The sequence below is a fragment of the Streptomyces sp. NPDC006552 genome (assembly GCF_040611655.1).
Taxonomy (GTDB): Bacteria; Actinomycetota; Actinomycetes; order Streptomycetales; family Streptomycetaceae; genus Streptomyces.
Genome location: NZ_JBEXOS010000001.1, coordinates 211,597 through 225,036, shown reverse-complemented (window position 1 = coordinate 225,036; position 13,440 = coordinate 211,597). Strand labels below are relative to the sequence as shown.

Here is a 13,440-nt window from a genome sequence, read left to right as displayed (position 1 = left end):
CGGCGCTCCCGCCCAGGACAACGAACCAGCCCACCCGGGGCGGCAGAATCCACGCGTCGGGCGGCGCCCCCCGTGCTGGACCGCCCCGCCCCCATGCGCCAGACGGCGCGGCCCAGACACCCCGGGCAGTCCAGCCCGGCACGCTTCACGTGGCGAGGCCGGGACAGCTCAGCCCTGGCGCTCGCCCGGCGAACCCCTCAGCCCCGGCTCTCCGTCAGCGCCAGACGCAGCCGCTCGGGATCCGTCTCCGGCCTCTCACACACGAACCGGCGGCAGACATACGCGGTGTCGCGGTCCTCGACCCGCGGTCGGTCCGCGAGCAGCGGAAGCTCGTCGCGGCCCTCGGGACCCGCGGCGACGACGGCACCGGGCGCGGTCCCGGTGAGCGCGATGTGGTGCAGCCGTCCGCCCACCTCCCCCACGACCGCGATCTCGCGCGGCCCGTCGAGCAGCGCCTCCGCGACCGCGAGCCCGTTGCCGATGAACCGGGGCGCGCGCGGTCCGAGCGCCTTGACCACGCCGAGGGCCCGTTCGGCCGCGCCGCGGTGCGGCTCGGACCCGGTGTGCGCGGCGTACGACAGCAGCGCCCCGGCCGCGGCGGTCCAGCCCGACGGGGTCGCGTTGTCGGTCGGGTCCTGCGGGCGCCGGATCAGCCGCTCCGCGTCGGCCGCGGTGTCGTACAGCGCGCCACTGTCCTGGTCGACGAAGCGGTCCAGGACGTGGTCGAGCAGGAACCCGGCGAACTCCAGCCACACGCCTTCCCCGGTCACCGACGTCAGCGCGAGGAAGCCCTCGGCGACATCCGCGTAGTCCTCCAGGACGCCGCTGTTGGCACCGGCCCGCCCGTCCTTGCTGGTCCGTGTGAGCCGGGCGAGGGGGTCCATGTGCAGCCGCACCAGCAGATCGCCCGCGGCCACGGCGGCGTCCACGAGGTCCTGGCGCCCGAAGTACGCGCCGGTCTCGGCCAGCGCGGCGATCGCGAGCCCGTTCCACGCGGCCACGACCTTGTCGTCCCGGCCGGGCGCGGGCCGCTCCCGCCGGGCGGCGCTCAGCGCCTGCCGGATACGCGCCACCTGCTCCGCGTCGAACACCTCATCGCCCTGGGGCAGTTGCAGCACGGAGGCCCCTTCCTCGAAGGTCCCCTCCGGCGTGACCCCGAAGTACCGGGCGGCGACGGCACCGTCCTGCGCGCCGAGCACCTCCTCCAACTGCGCCGGTGTCCACACGTAATAGGCGCCCTCGACGTGCTTGCCGCTGGCCGGGTCCTCGCTGTCGGCGTCCAGCGCGGAGGCGAACCCGCCCTCGTTCGTGCGCAGTTCACGCACCATGAAGTCGGCGGTCTCCAGCGCGACGCGCTTGGCCAGCTCCGAACCGGTCGAACGCCACAGGTGCGCGTAGGTACGGCACAGCAGCGCGTTGTCGTAGAGCATCTTCTCGAAGTGCGGAACCGTGAACTCGCGGTCCACGGAGTACCGCGCGAACCCGCCCCCGAGCTGGTCGTAGATCCCGCCGCGCGCCATGCGCTCACACGTGTCGAGCGCCATCTGGAGGGCCCCTTCGGCGCCCGTCCGGGCGTGGTGGCGCAGCAGGAACTCGACCACCATGGACGGCGGGAACTTGGGCGCGCCGCCGAACCCGCCGTACGTCGCGTCGTACTCCCGGGTCAGCCCGAGCAGCGCCTGCGCCAGCTCGCCCTCACCGGGCACCTGCGCGTCCCCGAGGTTCAGCGCGCGGCCGGCGAGATCCTGGGTGATCTTCGCGGCGACCTCGGTGACCTCACCGCGCCGGTCCGTCCACGCGTCCCGGACCCCGCCCAGGACCTGCGTGAACGACGGCATCCCGTGCCGGGGCTCCGGCGGGAAGTACGTACCGAAGTAGAACGGCTCGGCGTCCGGGGTGAGAAAGACGGTCATCGGCCAGCCACCCTGACCGGTGGCGGCCTGCACGGCCTCCATGTAGACGGCGTCGACGTCGGGACGCTCCTCGCGGTCGACCTTGACGGCGACGAAGTTGTCGTTGACGACGGCCGCGGTGGCGTCGTCCTCGAAGGATTCGTGCGCCATGACATGACACCAGTGGCAACTCGAATACCCCACGCTGAGCAGCACCGGCACCCCCCGGCGCCGCGCCTCCTCGAAGGCCTCGGCCGACCAGGGCCACCAGTCCACCGGGTTCTCGGCGTGCTGGAGGAGGTAGGGGGACGTCTCATGGGCCAGTCGGTTCGGCATGCCTCCATCCTCACCCATGAGCCGTCACGGTCGTGTCTCTGATCGCCGGGCCCCTCGCGCCTTCACCCCATACGAAGGACACTTGACCCGGAACTGTCATCACCGGAGGGGGACCGAAGATGCGGGACAGCCATCGGGCGGAGGCCGAGCGGCTGTTGGCCCGGGCCGTCGAGGAAGAGGTCAGGCGTTCGGGCGGGCGGACGGACGGGGGCGTGCTGCTGGCGCGGGCGAAGGGTGCGCTCGATGCCATGGCGCAGACCGCCGCCGAGGAGTACGCGGCGTACACCCGGGCGCTGGACGAGTCGGCGGTGGGGCGGCTGACGTTCGGGGAGCGGTTCGCCAAGGAGGGCGGGTCCACGCCGCTGATGGTCGCGGGGGTCGGGGCCGTCACCGCGGTCGTGGCCGACCTGGCGCTGGGCGCGGGCAGCGGGGTGGCGGTGGGCGCGGGCGCCGCCGTCGCCGTGCTCGGCGCGGCCGCCACCGTAGCGAAGGTGACCGCGTCGCACCTGCCGGCGGCGAGCCGCAGCGCGGGCGCCCTGAACCAGCCGGGCGGCCCCGAGCAGCTGCGGTTGCAGTGGCTGACCGCGCTGGACGTCCGCGGCATCCGGCCGTTCCTGGACCAGCAGCGCGTCCTCGCGGCCAGTACGGGCACGACGAAGAAGACGGCCGGGCCGGGCGCGCGGCGTACCGACAAGAGCGCGGCGGCGCGGCGGCGCAGCGTGCTGGAGCAGTCCTTCGGTCAACTGCCGGTGCCCGACGGGCCGTTCGCGGGCCGGCGGACGGCCATGGCGCGGATCGCGCAGTGGGTGCACGCGGCGCGGGCCAGTACCGAGACGCGGCCGACGGTGGTGGTGCTGCACGGGGCGCCGGGTTCGGGTCGTACGACGCTGGCGGTGCGGGCCGCGCACGAGCTGCGGGACCAGTTCCGCGGGGCGTGTGTGGTGGATCTGCGCGGGGACCGGGCGGACGCGGCGCCGCTGTCGACGCGGGACGCGCTGCTGCATCTGCTGAACCGGCTGGGCGCGCCGCGCGAGCAGTTGCTGTTCCGGGAGCGTTCGGTGCCGGACCAGCAGGTCAAGCGGTTGAGCGAGTTGTACCACCAGCATCTGACCGGGTTGCCGGTGACGATCGTCCTGGACGACGCGCAGGACGCGGAGCAGGTGCGCACGCTGATCCCCGAGCGGTCCGACAGCCTGGTGGTCGTCACCGCGCGCAAGCCGCTCGACCTCGGTGGGGCGGTGCCGGCCTGGGTCCATCAGCTGCCGGTGGAGGCGCTGGACGCGGCGGGCGCGGAGGAGTTGCTGCGGCAGGCCGCGCAGGAGACGGGTGATCCCTATGACGCCGCGTCCAGCGACGAGGTGCGGGAGTTGTGCGGCGGGCTGCCGCTGGCCCTGCGGATCGCCGGGTCGGCGCTCGGCCCGCGCACGACGCGTCAGCTGGCGGCGGACTTGCGCGCGTACGGGCCGGTGGAGGCGGTCGAGCGGGTGCTGTGGCTGCGCTACACCGACCAGTCCGATCCGGCTCGCCGGCTGCTGCGCCGCCTCGCGCTCGCCGGGCGGGCCTCCCTGGGCGCGGCGGCCGCGGCGGCGCTGCTGGCCACCGATGAGGCGGAGGCGGTCCGTCAGCTGACGGCCCTGTCCCGCGCGGGCCTGATCGACCACGTCCGCGGCAGCCGTTACCGGTTGCACGATCTGGTCCGTACGTTCGCGGCGGCCCGGCTCGCGGACGAGGAGGAGCCGGCCGAGCGCGCGGCGGCGCAGGAGCGGCTCATCCAGAACTACGCGGAGCTGGCCGACTCGGTGATCCGGCTGGTCGACGGGAACATGTCGACGCGGGCCGGGCAGCCGGGTCCGCACGGGTTCACCTCGCTGGATGCGGCGCTGCGCTGGCTGGACGACGAGTCCAGTTTCATCACGGCGGCGCTGCGGCACGCGGAGGACGTCAACCAGGAGGCGGTGCTCGGTCTGCTGGGCGCGCTCTGCGACTACTGCCTGCTCCGCGGCGACCTGTACCGCCTGGGTGAGATCAGCGAGCTGACGCAGGCGATCGACCAGGGGCTGCTGGTGCGCTCGGTGCAGTGGCGTACCGGTATCGCGGCCCGGCAGCTCGGCGAGCTGGACAAGGCGCGTACGACGCTGACGTCGGTGGTCGACCTGTACCGCGAGGCCCACCATCAGGCGGGTGAGGCGCGGGCGCTGTGCTCCCTCGGCATCACCCTGCACCATCAGGGGCAACTCGGCGACGCGGCGGCCAAGTTGCGTGAGGCGCTCGCGTTGCAGACGACACCGCAGACGCAGGGCGACCGCGGCTGGACGCTGCACGCGCTCGCGGCGGTCGAGCGGGACCGCGCCCATGTCCAGGAGTCCTTGGTCCTGCTGACGGACGCGCTGGCGCTGCACCGGGAGCACGAGTCGCTGCACGGCGAGGCGTGGGCCCACTTCCAGCTCGGGCAGTTGCGGCTGCGCATGGGCGATCTGCCGCGCGCCGACGCCGAGCTGCGTGCCGCCCTCGATCTGTACGGCCGCACCCGGGACAGCCGTGGTGAGGCGTGGGCGCTGACGCAGCTGGCGCGGGTCCGGCTGGTGGACGGCGAGGCGGCGGCCGCGGTCGACGGGTTGCGTCAGGCGGTCTCCCGCCACCGGGAGAACGAGGACGCGCGCGGGGAGGCCTGGACGTACTACTACCTGGGCCAGGCCCTGGAGGAGTCGGGCCACCTGGACCAGGCGGTGCGCGAGCTGGAGCGCTCGCGCACGATGTTCTCGCGGATGCGTGACGTGTACGGCCTGGCGTGCGCCCGGCACCACTCGGCGCGGGTCACCCGGGACCAGCGGGCGGCGCAGACCGGGTCGTTGCGCAATTCCGGGTTCGCCCGTCAGCTCCTGGTCGACGCGCGCGCCGACTTCCAGCGCATCGGGGTCGCGCACGGTGAGGCGTGGACCTGTCTGGAGCTGGCCGTCGTCGACGCGGGCAACGCGCGCCTGCCACAGGCGATGGCGCTGTGCGAGGAGGCGGCGGCGCTGTTCGCGTCCTACGGTGACCGGCGGGGCGAGGACTGGGCGGCGTTCTTGCGCTGCACTCTGCTCCCCTACGCCTCGCCGGGCGGCAGTGAGGTCGGCACGGCGGTCGCGCAGGAGGAGCTGGCCCAGCTCGCCCGGGCCGCCGATCCTGCCCGGGACGGCAAGCTCGACGATTTCATCGGCGCGTTCCAGCTGCTCCTGGAGCGCGGGGTGGAGCTGGACGCGGGCTGGCAGGCGTGGCGTCTCGGCATGGTGCCGAACCGGCACGCCCGGGATGTGATGGGGGTGCCGGCGGGCGCGGCGCGCCCGTGAGCCGGGGTCTGCCCGCCGGGTCCTATGCCGTGCGCACGCGGTACTGGAGGTGCAGCACCCGGTCGCCCTGGATCACCACGTGCGGGTCTTCGAGGAGGCGCTGTCCGTCGGCGGGGCCGAAGTAGCGCCGGCCGGAGCCGAAGAAGACCGGGGCGACGTCCATGGCGACGATGTCGACCAGGCCGAGCGCGAAGGCCTGGCCGCCGATGTCGCCGGCGGTGATCGCCACGGACCGCTCGCCCGCCAGTTCCTTGGCGCGGGCGACGGCCTCGGGCACGTCCGCGGCGAAGTGGTAGTGGTCTGCCTCGGGGTGCCAGCCGGCGGGCCGGGGCCGGTGCGAGACCACCACGACGTGCTCGCCGGCCGGTGGCTTCGCGTCCCAGCCGTTGGTCAGGTCGAACAGGCGTCGACCCATGATCGTCACGCCGAGGCTGTCCCACATGGGCTGGGTGTAGGCGGCGGAGGCTTTCGAGATCCGGAAACCGCCGCCGTCGCCGAGCGGCGTGTCGCCGTTGCCGTACCAGTCGAACAGCGGTCCGACCTGGTCCTGGGCGTCGGCGATGTAACCGTCCACGGAGACGACCGCGTGCATCAGTACAGGGCTCATACCCATACGACCTGGCGCGCCCGCGAAACTCATCGCGGGCACGCTGACGGCCCCTCCGAGGGCGCTGAGGGCGCCGGGAGCGCTAGGAGCGCTCGGACGCCTGGGCGGCGTCGGCGCCGACGGGCTCGGCGCCCGGCTTCTCCTTGAAGTCGACCTTGCGCATGTGCCGGTTCATCGACTTCATCAGGCCCCAGACGGCGAGGGCCATCACCGCGAAGACGATGAAGCCGAGCACGCCCGGAGTCACCTTGTTCTCGTCGACCTCTTGCGCGGCAAGCGGGACGAGATGGGTCATTGCCAGATTCGATGTCACATCAGGCATTGTGACGGACGCCCGCGAAGAGGTCGTCCTCGGGGAGGGAGGTGGCGACGAGGGACTTCGCCAGCTCGTACTCCTCGGTGGGCCAGACCTCCTTCTGGATCTCCATCGGGACGCGGAACCAGCCGCCGTCCGGGTCGATCTGCGTGGCGTGCGCGATCAGCGCCTTGTCCCGGATCTCGAAGAAGTCGGCGCAGGGCACGTGCGTGGTCAGCGTCCGCTCGGGCCGGCCGGACTCGTCGAAGCGCTTGAGCCAGTCCGCGTACGGCGACTCCAGGCCCCGCTCGATCAGGGCGTGGTGCAGGGCCTCGGTGCGGACGCGGTTGAAGCCCTGGTTGTAGTAGAGCTTGCTCGGCTGGAAGACCGGGCCGAACTCGGCCTCCGGGTACTTCTCCGCGTCGGCCGCGCCGTCGAAGGCCACCATCGTGATCTTGTGGGTCATGATGTGGTCGGGGTGCGGATAGCCGCCGTTCTCGTCGTAGGTCGTGATGACCTGGGGACGGAAGGAGCGGATCTGGCGCACCAGGCGGCCGGCCGCCTCGTCCACGTCCTCCAGGGCGAAGCAGCCCTCGGGCAGCGGCGGCAACGGGTCACCCTCGGGCAGCCCGGAGTCGACGAAGCCCAGCCAGTCCTGCTTCACGCCGAGGATCTCGCGGGCCTCCTCCATCTCCTTCCTGCGTACCTCGTGGATGTGCTCCTCGATGTAGGTGTCGCCCTGGAGCTTGGGGTTAAGGATGGAGCCGCGCTCGCCTCCCGTGCAGGTCACGACGTGCACGTCCACCCCCTCGGACACGTACTTGGCCATGGTGGCCGCGCCCTTCGACGACTCGTCGTCGGGGTGGGCGTGAACGGCCATGAGTCGCAGCTGCTCAGTCAAGACAAGATCCTCGGTGAAATAGGGCGCCCTGATGTGATGCGGCGCAGTGGGCGCTTCTATAGTGACCGAACCGGGGGGCGGAAAATTCCGGTGCCCGCCCCCGGCGGGCGATGTGAGAGGAACTGGCCGATGAGCGCCGTGCAGCAGCTGCCCGAGGGCCGCTACGGATCATCGCGCTCGGCCGACGCCCGCGCGGACCGCAAGCTGAAGATCGCCGCGATCGTCCTGGGCGCCCTGTTCGCCGCGATGATGTGCTGGTTCGGCTGGTACTACGTCGTGGGCAACAAGTTCAGCGGCGAGGTCATCGCCTTCAAGCCCTACGCGGACAACGTCAAGGTCCACCTGGAGATCCGCAAGGACGCCGGGACGAGCGGCTACTGCACGGTGCGCTCGCAGAGCGAGGACGGCGCCGAGGTGGGCCGCGCCGACTTCCGCTTCGACCAGCACGAGAAGCGGATCGACAAGATCGTCACGCTACGCACGACGGGCCGGGGCACGACCGCGGAGCTGGTGGGCTGCCACGCCGGCTGACCGCGCGCCTTGTGGGCCGGAACCTCGGCGGTGACCTGCGCCGACGGAAAACTGGTGCCGTATGTCCTCCCCCTTCGACCGCTGAATTGTTAGGCTCGTGGTTTCGCCCACCCGTGAGGGAACATCCTTCTGGGTAGGGCGTTGCTTTGTATTCCCAGCTTTGTATTTCCCAGTACCTACGAGGAGCGACCTGTGACCCAGACCAGCGAAGACGTCACCTGGCTGACGCAGGAGGCGTACACCAAGCTCAAGGACGAGCTGGCGTACCTGTCGGGTCCCGCGCGCGAGGAAGTCACGCAGAAGATCGCTGCGGCGCGCGAGGAGGGGGACCTGCGGGAGAACGGCGGGTACCACGCGGCCAAGGAGGAGCAGGGCAAGCAGGAGCTCCGCATCCGCCAGCTGACCCAGCTCCTGGAGAAGGCCAAGGTCGGAGAGGCGCCCGCCGCCAGCGGCGTCGTCGCGCCCGGCATGGTCGTCACGATCGCTTTCGACGGCGACGAGGACGACACCATGAGCTTCCTGCTCGCCTCCCGCGAGTACGCCAGCTCCGACATCGAGACGTACTCGCCGCAGTCGCCGCTGGGCATGGGCGTGAACGGCAAGAAGGTCGGCGAGGACGCCCAGTACGAGCTGCCGAACGGCAAGCTCGCCTCGGTCAAGGTCCTCACGGCGGAGCCCTACAACGGCTGACGCCCGAGCTGAACGACGGGCGAGGCCCCCGGAGCCGCTGTGCCGGCTCCGGGGGCCTTTCCCGTGTCCCGGGGCGCTCGACGGCCGGGAGTCAGGCCGCCTTGCGGTACTTGCGGACCGCCAGGGTGCGGAAGACCAGGATGATCAGCACCGACCAGATCAGCGTGGCCCAGACCGGGTGCTCCATCGGCCAGGCGCCGGTCACCGACTTCGGGACGCCGGCGATCGTGTTGCCGAACAGTTCGCGGGCGGCCGCCACCGTGGCGCTGAAGGGGTTCCACTCCGCCACGTACTGGAGGAACTTCGGCATGCCGTTGACCGGGACGAACGCGTTCGAGATGAACGTCAGCGGGAAGAGCCAGATCAGGCCGCCCGAGGTCGCCGCCTCCGGGGTGCGCACGCTCAGGCCGATCAGGGCGCCGATCCAGGTGAACGCGTAGCCGAGCAGCAACAGCAGGGCGAAGCCGCCGAGGACCTTGCCGATGTTCTCGTGCGTGCGCCAGCCGACGAGCAGGGCCACGGCGGCGAGGACGGCCAGCGTCACAGCGGTCTGCACGAGGTCCGCGAGGGTGCGGCCGGTCAGGACGGCGCCGCGGGCCATGGGCAGGGAGCGGAACCGGTCGATGAGCCCCTTGTGCATGTCGTCGGCGATGCCCGCGCCCGCGCCGGCCGTGGCGAAGGTGACGGTCTGGGCGAAGATGCCGGCCATCAGGAATTCCTTGTAGGCGCCGGCGCTGACCCCGGCGCCCGGGATGGCGATCGAGCCGCCGAAGACGTACGTGAACAGCACGACGAACATCACCGGCTGGATCACGCCGAACAGCAGCATCTCGGGGATCCGGGTCATCCGGATCAGGTTCCTGCGGGCGATGACCAGGGAGTCCCGGACGGACTGCCCGATGCCGCCCGCCGCACGTGGGGCGCGTACGGAGTCGGTGACGGCGCTCATGTACGGGCCTCCTCGGCCTGCTCGGGCTCCCCCGCGCCGCCTGGCGCCGCTTCGGCCAGGTGGCCGGTGAGGGAGATGAACACGTCGTCCAGGGTCGGCCGGCGCAGGCCGATGTCGTCGAGCTCGATGCCGCGGGCGTCGAGCTCGCGGATCACCTCGGCGAGCAGCTTGGCGCCGCCGGTCACCGGGACGGTCAGCTTGCGGGTGTGCTGCTCGACGGTGGTCTCGCCCTTGCCGAACCCGGCGAGGACCTGGCGGGCGCCGTCGATGTGCTCGCGCTCGTGCACGACGAGCTCGACGCGCTCGCCGCCGGTCTGCGCCTTGAGCTGGTCGGAGGTACCGCGCGCGATGACGCGGCCGTGGTCGACGACGCAGATGTCGTGCGCGAGGTGGTCGGCCTCCTCCAGGTACTGCGTGGTCAGCAGCAGCGTCGTGCCGCCGGCCACCAGCTCCTGGATGACCTCCCACAGCTGCTGCCGGTTGCGCGGGTCGAGGCCGGTGGTCGGCTCGTCCATGAACATGACCGGGGGCGAGACGACGAGCGCGGCCGCGAGGTCGAGGCGGCGGCGCATACCCCCGGAGTAGGTCTTGGAGGGGCGGTCGGCGGCGTCCACGAGGTGGAACCGCTCCAGCAGCTCCGCCGCCCGCGCCTTCGCCTCCTTGGCCCTCATCTGGTAGAGCTGGCCGACCATCTGCAGGTTCTCGCGGCCCGTCAGGTACTCGTCGACGGCGGCGAACTGGCCGGAGAGCCCGATCGAGCGCCGTACCTCGTTCGGATGCTTCAGTACGTCGATGCCTGCGACGACCGCTCTGCCGCTGTCCGGCGTGAGCAGGGTCGTCAGGCAGCGCACCGCCGTGGTCTTGCCCGCTCCGTTCGGTCCGAGCAGACCGAGGACGGTGCCTTCTGGTACGTCCAGATCGACCCCGTCCAGAGCCCGTACATCGCCGAAGGTCTTCACGAGCCCTTCGGCGTGGATGGCGCCTGGCATTGGTTCCCCCATGGGTTGGCGGGTGGTGCCTATGCGGTTATGTGCGGAAATTTTAGTGACACCGGGACAGCCCTGCCCGGCGAACGGGTGACGTGGGACACACCGTATCGCGATGTATCGCGTCTGCTCAACCGCTTTTCCGCAGCAGCTTCAGCCGGCCGGTCACCGGCGGCGCCTTGTCAGTCGATGACGGTGTAGCCGGCCTCGCGCAGCGCGGTGCGGACCTCGGCGCAGTGGGCGGGCCCCTTGGTCTCCAGGTGCAGTTCCACCTCCACCTCCGTGAGCCCCAGCCGCGGATCGGTCCGGACGTGGCCCACGTCCAGGACGTTGGCGTCCGCCGCGGACAGGACCCGAAGGATCGAGGCGAGGGCGCCGGGGCGGTCGGTCAGGCGCAGCCGCAGGGAGAGGTAGCGGCCCGCGGCGGCCATGCCGTGGGTGAGGACGCGCTGCATCAGAAGCGGGTCCACGTTGCCGCCGGAGAGCAGGGCGACCACCGGGCCCTCGAAGGCTCCGGGCTCGCTCAGCAGCGCCGCGACGGGGCTGGCTCCCGCCGGCTCCACGACCAGCTTGGCCCGCTCCAGGCAGAGCAGCAGCGCGCTCGCGAGGGCGTCCTCCGACACCGTGCGGACGTCGTCGACCAGGGTGCGCACGAGGCCGAAGGGGACGTCGCCGGGGCGGCCCACCTTGATGCCGTCGGCCATGGTCGCCGGGTTCGGGAAGGAGACGGGGCGGCCCGCCTGGAGGGAGGGCGGGTAGGCCGCCGCGCCCTGCGCCTGGACGCCGATCACCCGCACGTCGGGGCGGAGCGCCTTGACCGCGACGGCGATGCCGGCCGCGAGACCGCCGCCGCCGACGCCCACCAGGATGGTGCGCACCTCCGGGCACTGCTCCAGGATCTCCAGGCCGAGGGTGCCCTGGCCCGCGACGACGTCCGGGTGGTCGAAGGGGTGGATGAAGACGGCGCCGGTCTCGCGCGCGTACTCCTGCGCCGCGGCCAGTGTCTCGTCGACGACCTGGCCGTGCAGGCGCACCTCGGCGCCGTAGTCCCGGGTCGCGGCGACCTTCGGCAGGGGCGCGCCGACCGGCATGAAGACCGTGGCGCGCACGCCGAGGAGCGAGGAGGCGAGGGCGACGCCCTGCGCGTGGTTGCCGGCGCTCGCGGCGACCACCCCGGCGGCCCGCTCCTCGGGCAGCAGCCCGGCGATGCGCACGTAGGCGCCGCGCAGCTTGAAGGAGCCGGTCCGCTGGAGGTTCTCGCACTTCAGGTGGACCGGAGTGCCGGTGAGCTGGGAGAGGTGGTGGCTGTGGGCGAGGGCCGTGATCCGCGCCACCCCGGAGAGCATCTTCTGGGCGCCGCGGACGTCGTCGAGGGTCACGGCGGGCAGAGGGTGCGGCACGGAGTCGGAGGCGCTGTTGCTCATGACCGAAGTCTCGCAGCTCACGGCGGACGTCTCCCGGGATGTTCACGCTCCGAGACCGGATTGCGCAGCGCAGGTACGGTCGGCGCGTTCGCCGCGTACCCTGTGCCCCAATCCAGTGCAATCCACCACCCACGCATGAAGTGAGCCCCCGGCCATGCCCACACCACAGGAAATGATGGACATGACGACCGCCGGCGACACCGGCCTCCTCGAAACGCTCCAGCACGAGGTGGCGGTCTTCGCCCGCCGCGCCGAACAGACCCGGCTCGGCGGGGTCGGGCAGGTGCGCAATTCGATGGACCGTGCCGCGTATCTGCTGCTCAACCGCCTCGACAAGGAAGGCCCGATGGGCGTCAAGGCGCTCGCGTCGAGCATGGGGATCGACTCCTCGACGGTGACGCGCCAGGTCGCCCCGCTCGTCGACACGGGCCTCGTCAAGCGGACCTCGCACCCGGAGGACGGCCGGGCCGTCGTGCTCCAGCTGTCGCCGCGGGGTCTGGCCCGTCTCGACGAGGTGCGCTCCTCGCGGCGGGAGCTGATGGCCCAGTTGACGCAGGAGTGGGAGCCGCAGGAGCGCGAGCAGTTCTGCGCGCTCCTGACGCGCTTCAACAGCGCCCTGTCCGCCCGTCAGTCGGGCCAGGCGGCGCCCTCCGCCGACTCCTGAGGCCGCCCGCCGCGACCCTGTCGCAACCGCCGCGGCTCCCGCCTCTTGACCGGGGGGCCGCGGCGGGCCTCAGATGAAGCGTGCGCGAGCGGCAGGCGTCGAGGGACGCCCGCCGGGCCCGGGAGTTCGAGGCGTTCGTCGCGGGCGCGGCAGGGCGGCTGCTGCATGCCGCGACACTGCTCACCGCCGAGCCGCACGACGACAACCCGCGCGCGCAGAAGCTGCTCACGGCCGCGCTCGCCCGTACGTACGTCTCCTGGGACCGTCTTCGGGGTGAGGATCCCTACGACTGCGCCCGCACGGAACTAGGCGTCCGCTTCGCGCGCGGGGCGTGGCGCCGGCAGCGCGGGCGCGGCGGGGCGCTGGGGCGGCTGACGCCGCAGGAGCGGCTGGTGCTGGTGCTGCGGCTGTTCGAGGGCGTCGGCGAGGAACAGGTGGCGGCGGTGCTCGGGCTGCCTCTGGAGCGCGTACGGACGGTGCAGGCGCGGGCGATGGCGCTCGTCCTGCATCCGCCGCGCGGCCCCGCGCCCGCCGCGCGGCTGCCCGGGGCGGCGCCGGTATGAGCCTTCGGGAGCGGCAGGAGGCGACGGTGCGTGTGGTGCTCGGCGCCGCGCCGCCGCCGGTGGTCCCCACCGGGATGGGCGCCGCGGCGGTGCGCAGGGGCGGCCGGGCGCTGCGGCGCCGGCGGCTCGCGCGCCGCGCCGGGTGGCTCGTGCTCTGCGTGGTGGTGGCGGTGTTCGTGGTCTGGGCGACGGTGGCGCGGCCGTGGGCGGAGCCGCCCACACAGACGACTCCCCCACTGACCGGTTGGTGACCGGCGCCGCGCGGACCGGCGG

The 13,440-nt window shown here is 72.4% G+C and carries 13 protein-coding genes; 6 read left to right on the top strand and 7 right to left on the bottom strand.

Going from position 1 to position 13,440, the window contains the following annotated elements:
• Positions 1–197: 197 nt before the first annotated feature.
• Positions 198–2,228 carry a thioredoxin domain-containing protein gene (locus ABZY33_RS00975; protein WP_356489280.1) on the bottom strand — a complete coding sequence of 677 codons (2,031 nt, stop codon included), beginning with the start codon at positions 2,226–2,228 and terminating at the stop codon, positions 198–200.
• Between the two features lie 119 nt (positions 2,229–2,347).
• Here ABZY33_RS00975 and ABZY33_RS00970 point away from each other — a divergent pair, with 119 nt between their 5' ends.
• On the top strand, positions 2,348–5,557 hold the full coding sequence (locus ABZY33_RS00970) for a tetratricopeptide repeat protein (protein ID WP_356489279.1): 3,210 nt from the start codon (positions 2,348–2,350) through the stop codon (positions 5,555–5,557).
• Between the two features lie 22 nt (positions 5,558–5,579).
• Here the strand turns inward: ABZY33_RS00970 and ABZY33_RS00965 are convergent, their stop codons facing one another.
• The 3 genes from ABZY33_RS00965 to mca all read right to left on the bottom strand — a co-directional run bounded on the left by ABZY33_RS00965 (position 5,580) and on the right by mca (position 7,360).
• Positions 5,580–6,164 carry a dihydrofolate reductase gene (locus ABZY33_RS00965; RefSeq protein ID WP_356489278.1) on the bottom strand — a complete coding sequence of 195 codons (585 nt, stop codon included), beginning with the start codon at positions 6,162–6,164 and terminating at the stop codon, positions 5,580–5,582.
• A gap of 82 nt (positions 6,165–6,246) precedes the next feature.
• On the bottom strand, positions 6,247–6,486 hold the full coding sequence (locus tag ABZY33_RS00960; protein ID WP_356489277.1) for a hypothetical protein: 240 nt from the start codon (positions 6,484–6,486) through the stop codon (positions 6,247–6,249).
• Positions 6,479–7,360 carry a mycothiol conjugate amidase Mca gene (mca, locus tag ABZY33_RS00955; RefSeq protein WP_356489276.1) on the bottom strand — a complete coding sequence of 294 codons (882 nt, stop codon included), beginning with the start codon at positions 7,358–7,360 and terminating at the stop codon, positions 6,479–6,481. The genes ABZY33_RS00960 and mca overlap by 8 nt, the downstream gene beginning before the upstream one ends.
• A 129-nt stretch (positions 7,361–7,489) precedes the next feature.
• Between mca and ABZY33_RS00950 the strand changes: the two genes are divergently transcribed.
• Together ABZY33_RS00950 and greA are read left to right on the top strand one after the other, a co-directional pair.
• Positions 7,490–7,891: a DUF4307 domain-containing protein gene (locus ABZY33_RS00950; RefSeq protein ID WP_356489275.1), complete on the top strand. Its 402-nt coding sequence runs from the start codon at positions 7,490–7,492 to the stop codon at positions 7,889–7,891.
• A 192-nt stretch (positions 7,892–8,083) separates the two neighbouring features.
• Positions 8,084–8,581, top strand: coding sequence for a transcription elongation factor GreA (greA, locus tag ABZY33_RS00945; protein ID WP_356489274.1), 498 nt, complete (start codon positions 8,084–8,086; stop codon positions 8,579–8,581).
• 91 nt (positions 8,582–8,672) lie between these two features.
• Here greA and ABZY33_RS00940 read toward each other — a convergent pair whose 3' ends face one another.
• The 3 genes from ABZY33_RS00940 to ilvA form a co-directional block, all read right to left on the bottom strand.
• Positions 8,673–9,530, bottom strand: a complete 858-nt coding sequence (locus ABZY33_RS00940; protein ID WP_356489273.1) for an ABC transporter permease — start codon at positions 9,528–9,530, stop codon at positions 8,673–8,675.
• Positions 9,527–10,519 carry an ATP-binding cassette domain-containing protein gene (locus tag ABZY33_RS00935; protein WP_356489272.1) on the bottom strand — a complete coding sequence of 331 codons (993 nt, stop codon included), beginning with the start codon at positions 10,517–10,519 and terminating at the stop codon, positions 9,527–9,529. The genes ABZY33_RS00940 and ABZY33_RS00935 overlap by 4 nt, the downstream gene beginning before the upstream one ends.
• 179 nt (positions 10,520–10,698) lie before the next feature.
• On the bottom strand, positions 10,699–11,940 hold the full coding sequence (ilvA, locus tag ABZY33_RS00930; protein ID WP_356489271.1) for a threonine ammonia-lyase: 1,242 nt from the start codon (positions 11,938–11,940) through the stop codon (positions 10,699–10,701).
• 175 nt (positions 11,941–12,115) lie between these two features.
• Between ilvA and ABZY33_RS00925 the strand changes: the two genes are divergently transcribed.
• From ABZY33_RS00925 to ABZY33_RS00915, 3 genes are all read left to right on the top strand, one after another.
• Positions 12,116–12,604 (top strand): MarR family transcriptional regulator, encoded by a 489-nt coding sequence (locus ABZY33_RS00925; RefSeq protein WP_356489349.1) that lies wholly within the window; start codon positions 12,116–12,118, stop codon positions 12,602–12,604.
• An 80-nt stretch (positions 12,605–12,684) separates the two neighbouring features.
• A complete protein-coding gene (locus ABZY33_RS00920; protein WP_356489270.1) occupies positions 12,685–13,167 on the top strand; it encodes a sigma factor-like helix-turn-helix DNA-binding protein in 483 nt (160 codons plus the stop codon).
• Positions 13,164–13,418 (top strand): hypothetical protein, encoded by a 255-nt coding sequence (locus ABZY33_RS00915; protein WP_356489269.1) that lies wholly within the window; start codon positions 13,164–13,166, stop codon positions 13,416–13,418. Before ABZY33_RS00920 ends, ABZY33_RS00915 begins: the two co-directional genes overlap by 4 nt.
• The last annotated feature ends 22 nt before the right edge of the window (positions 13,419–13,440 follow it).

What these genes read in the sequence shown, in the direction of transcription:
- ilvA (WP_356489271.1), bottom strand. Translation starts at nt 11,940, where the DNA reads ATGAGCAACAGCGCCTCCGACTCCGTGCCGCACCCTCTGCCCGCCGTG.
- ABZY33_RS00925 (WP_356489349.1), top strand. Translation starts at nt 12,116, where the DNA reads ATGGACATGACGACCGCCGGCGACACCGGCCTCCTCGAAACGCTCCAG.
- ABZY33_RS00935 (WP_356489272.1), bottom strand. Translation starts at nt 10,519, where the DNA reads ATGCCAGGCGCCATCCACGCCGAAGGGCTCGTGAAGACCTTCGGCGAT.
- ABZY33_RS00950 (WP_356489275.1), top strand. Translation starts at nt 7,490, where the DNA reads ATGAGCGCCGTGCAGCAGCTGCCCGAGGGCCGCTACGGATCATCGCGC.
- ABZY33_RS00975 (WP_356489280.1), bottom strand. Translation starts at nt 2,228, where the DNA reads ATGCCGAACCGACTGGCCCATGAGACGTCCCCCTACCTCCTCCAGCAC.
- ABZY33_RS00960 (WP_356489277.1), bottom strand. Translation starts at nt 6,486, where the DNA reads ATGCCTGATGTGACATCGAATCTGGCAATGACCCATCTCGTCCCGCTT.
- ABZY33_RS00965 (WP_356489278.1), bottom strand. Translation starts at nt 6,164, where the DNA reads ATGAGCCCTGTACTGATGCACGCGGTCGTCTCCGTGGACGGTTACATC.
- ABZY33_RS00940 (WP_356489273.1), bottom strand. Translation starts at nt 9,530, where the DNA reads ATGAGCGCCGTCACCGACTCCGTACGCGCCCCACGTGCGGCGGGCGGC.
- ABZY33_RS00970 (WP_356489279.1), top strand. Translation starts at nt 2,348, where the DNA reads ATGCGGGACAGCCATCGGGCGGAGGCCGAGCGGCTGTTGGCCCGGGCC.
- ABZY33_RS00915 (WP_356489269.1), top strand. Translation starts at nt 13,164, where the DNA reads ATGAGCCTTCGGGAGCGGCAGGAGGCGACGGTGCGTGTGGTGCTCGGC.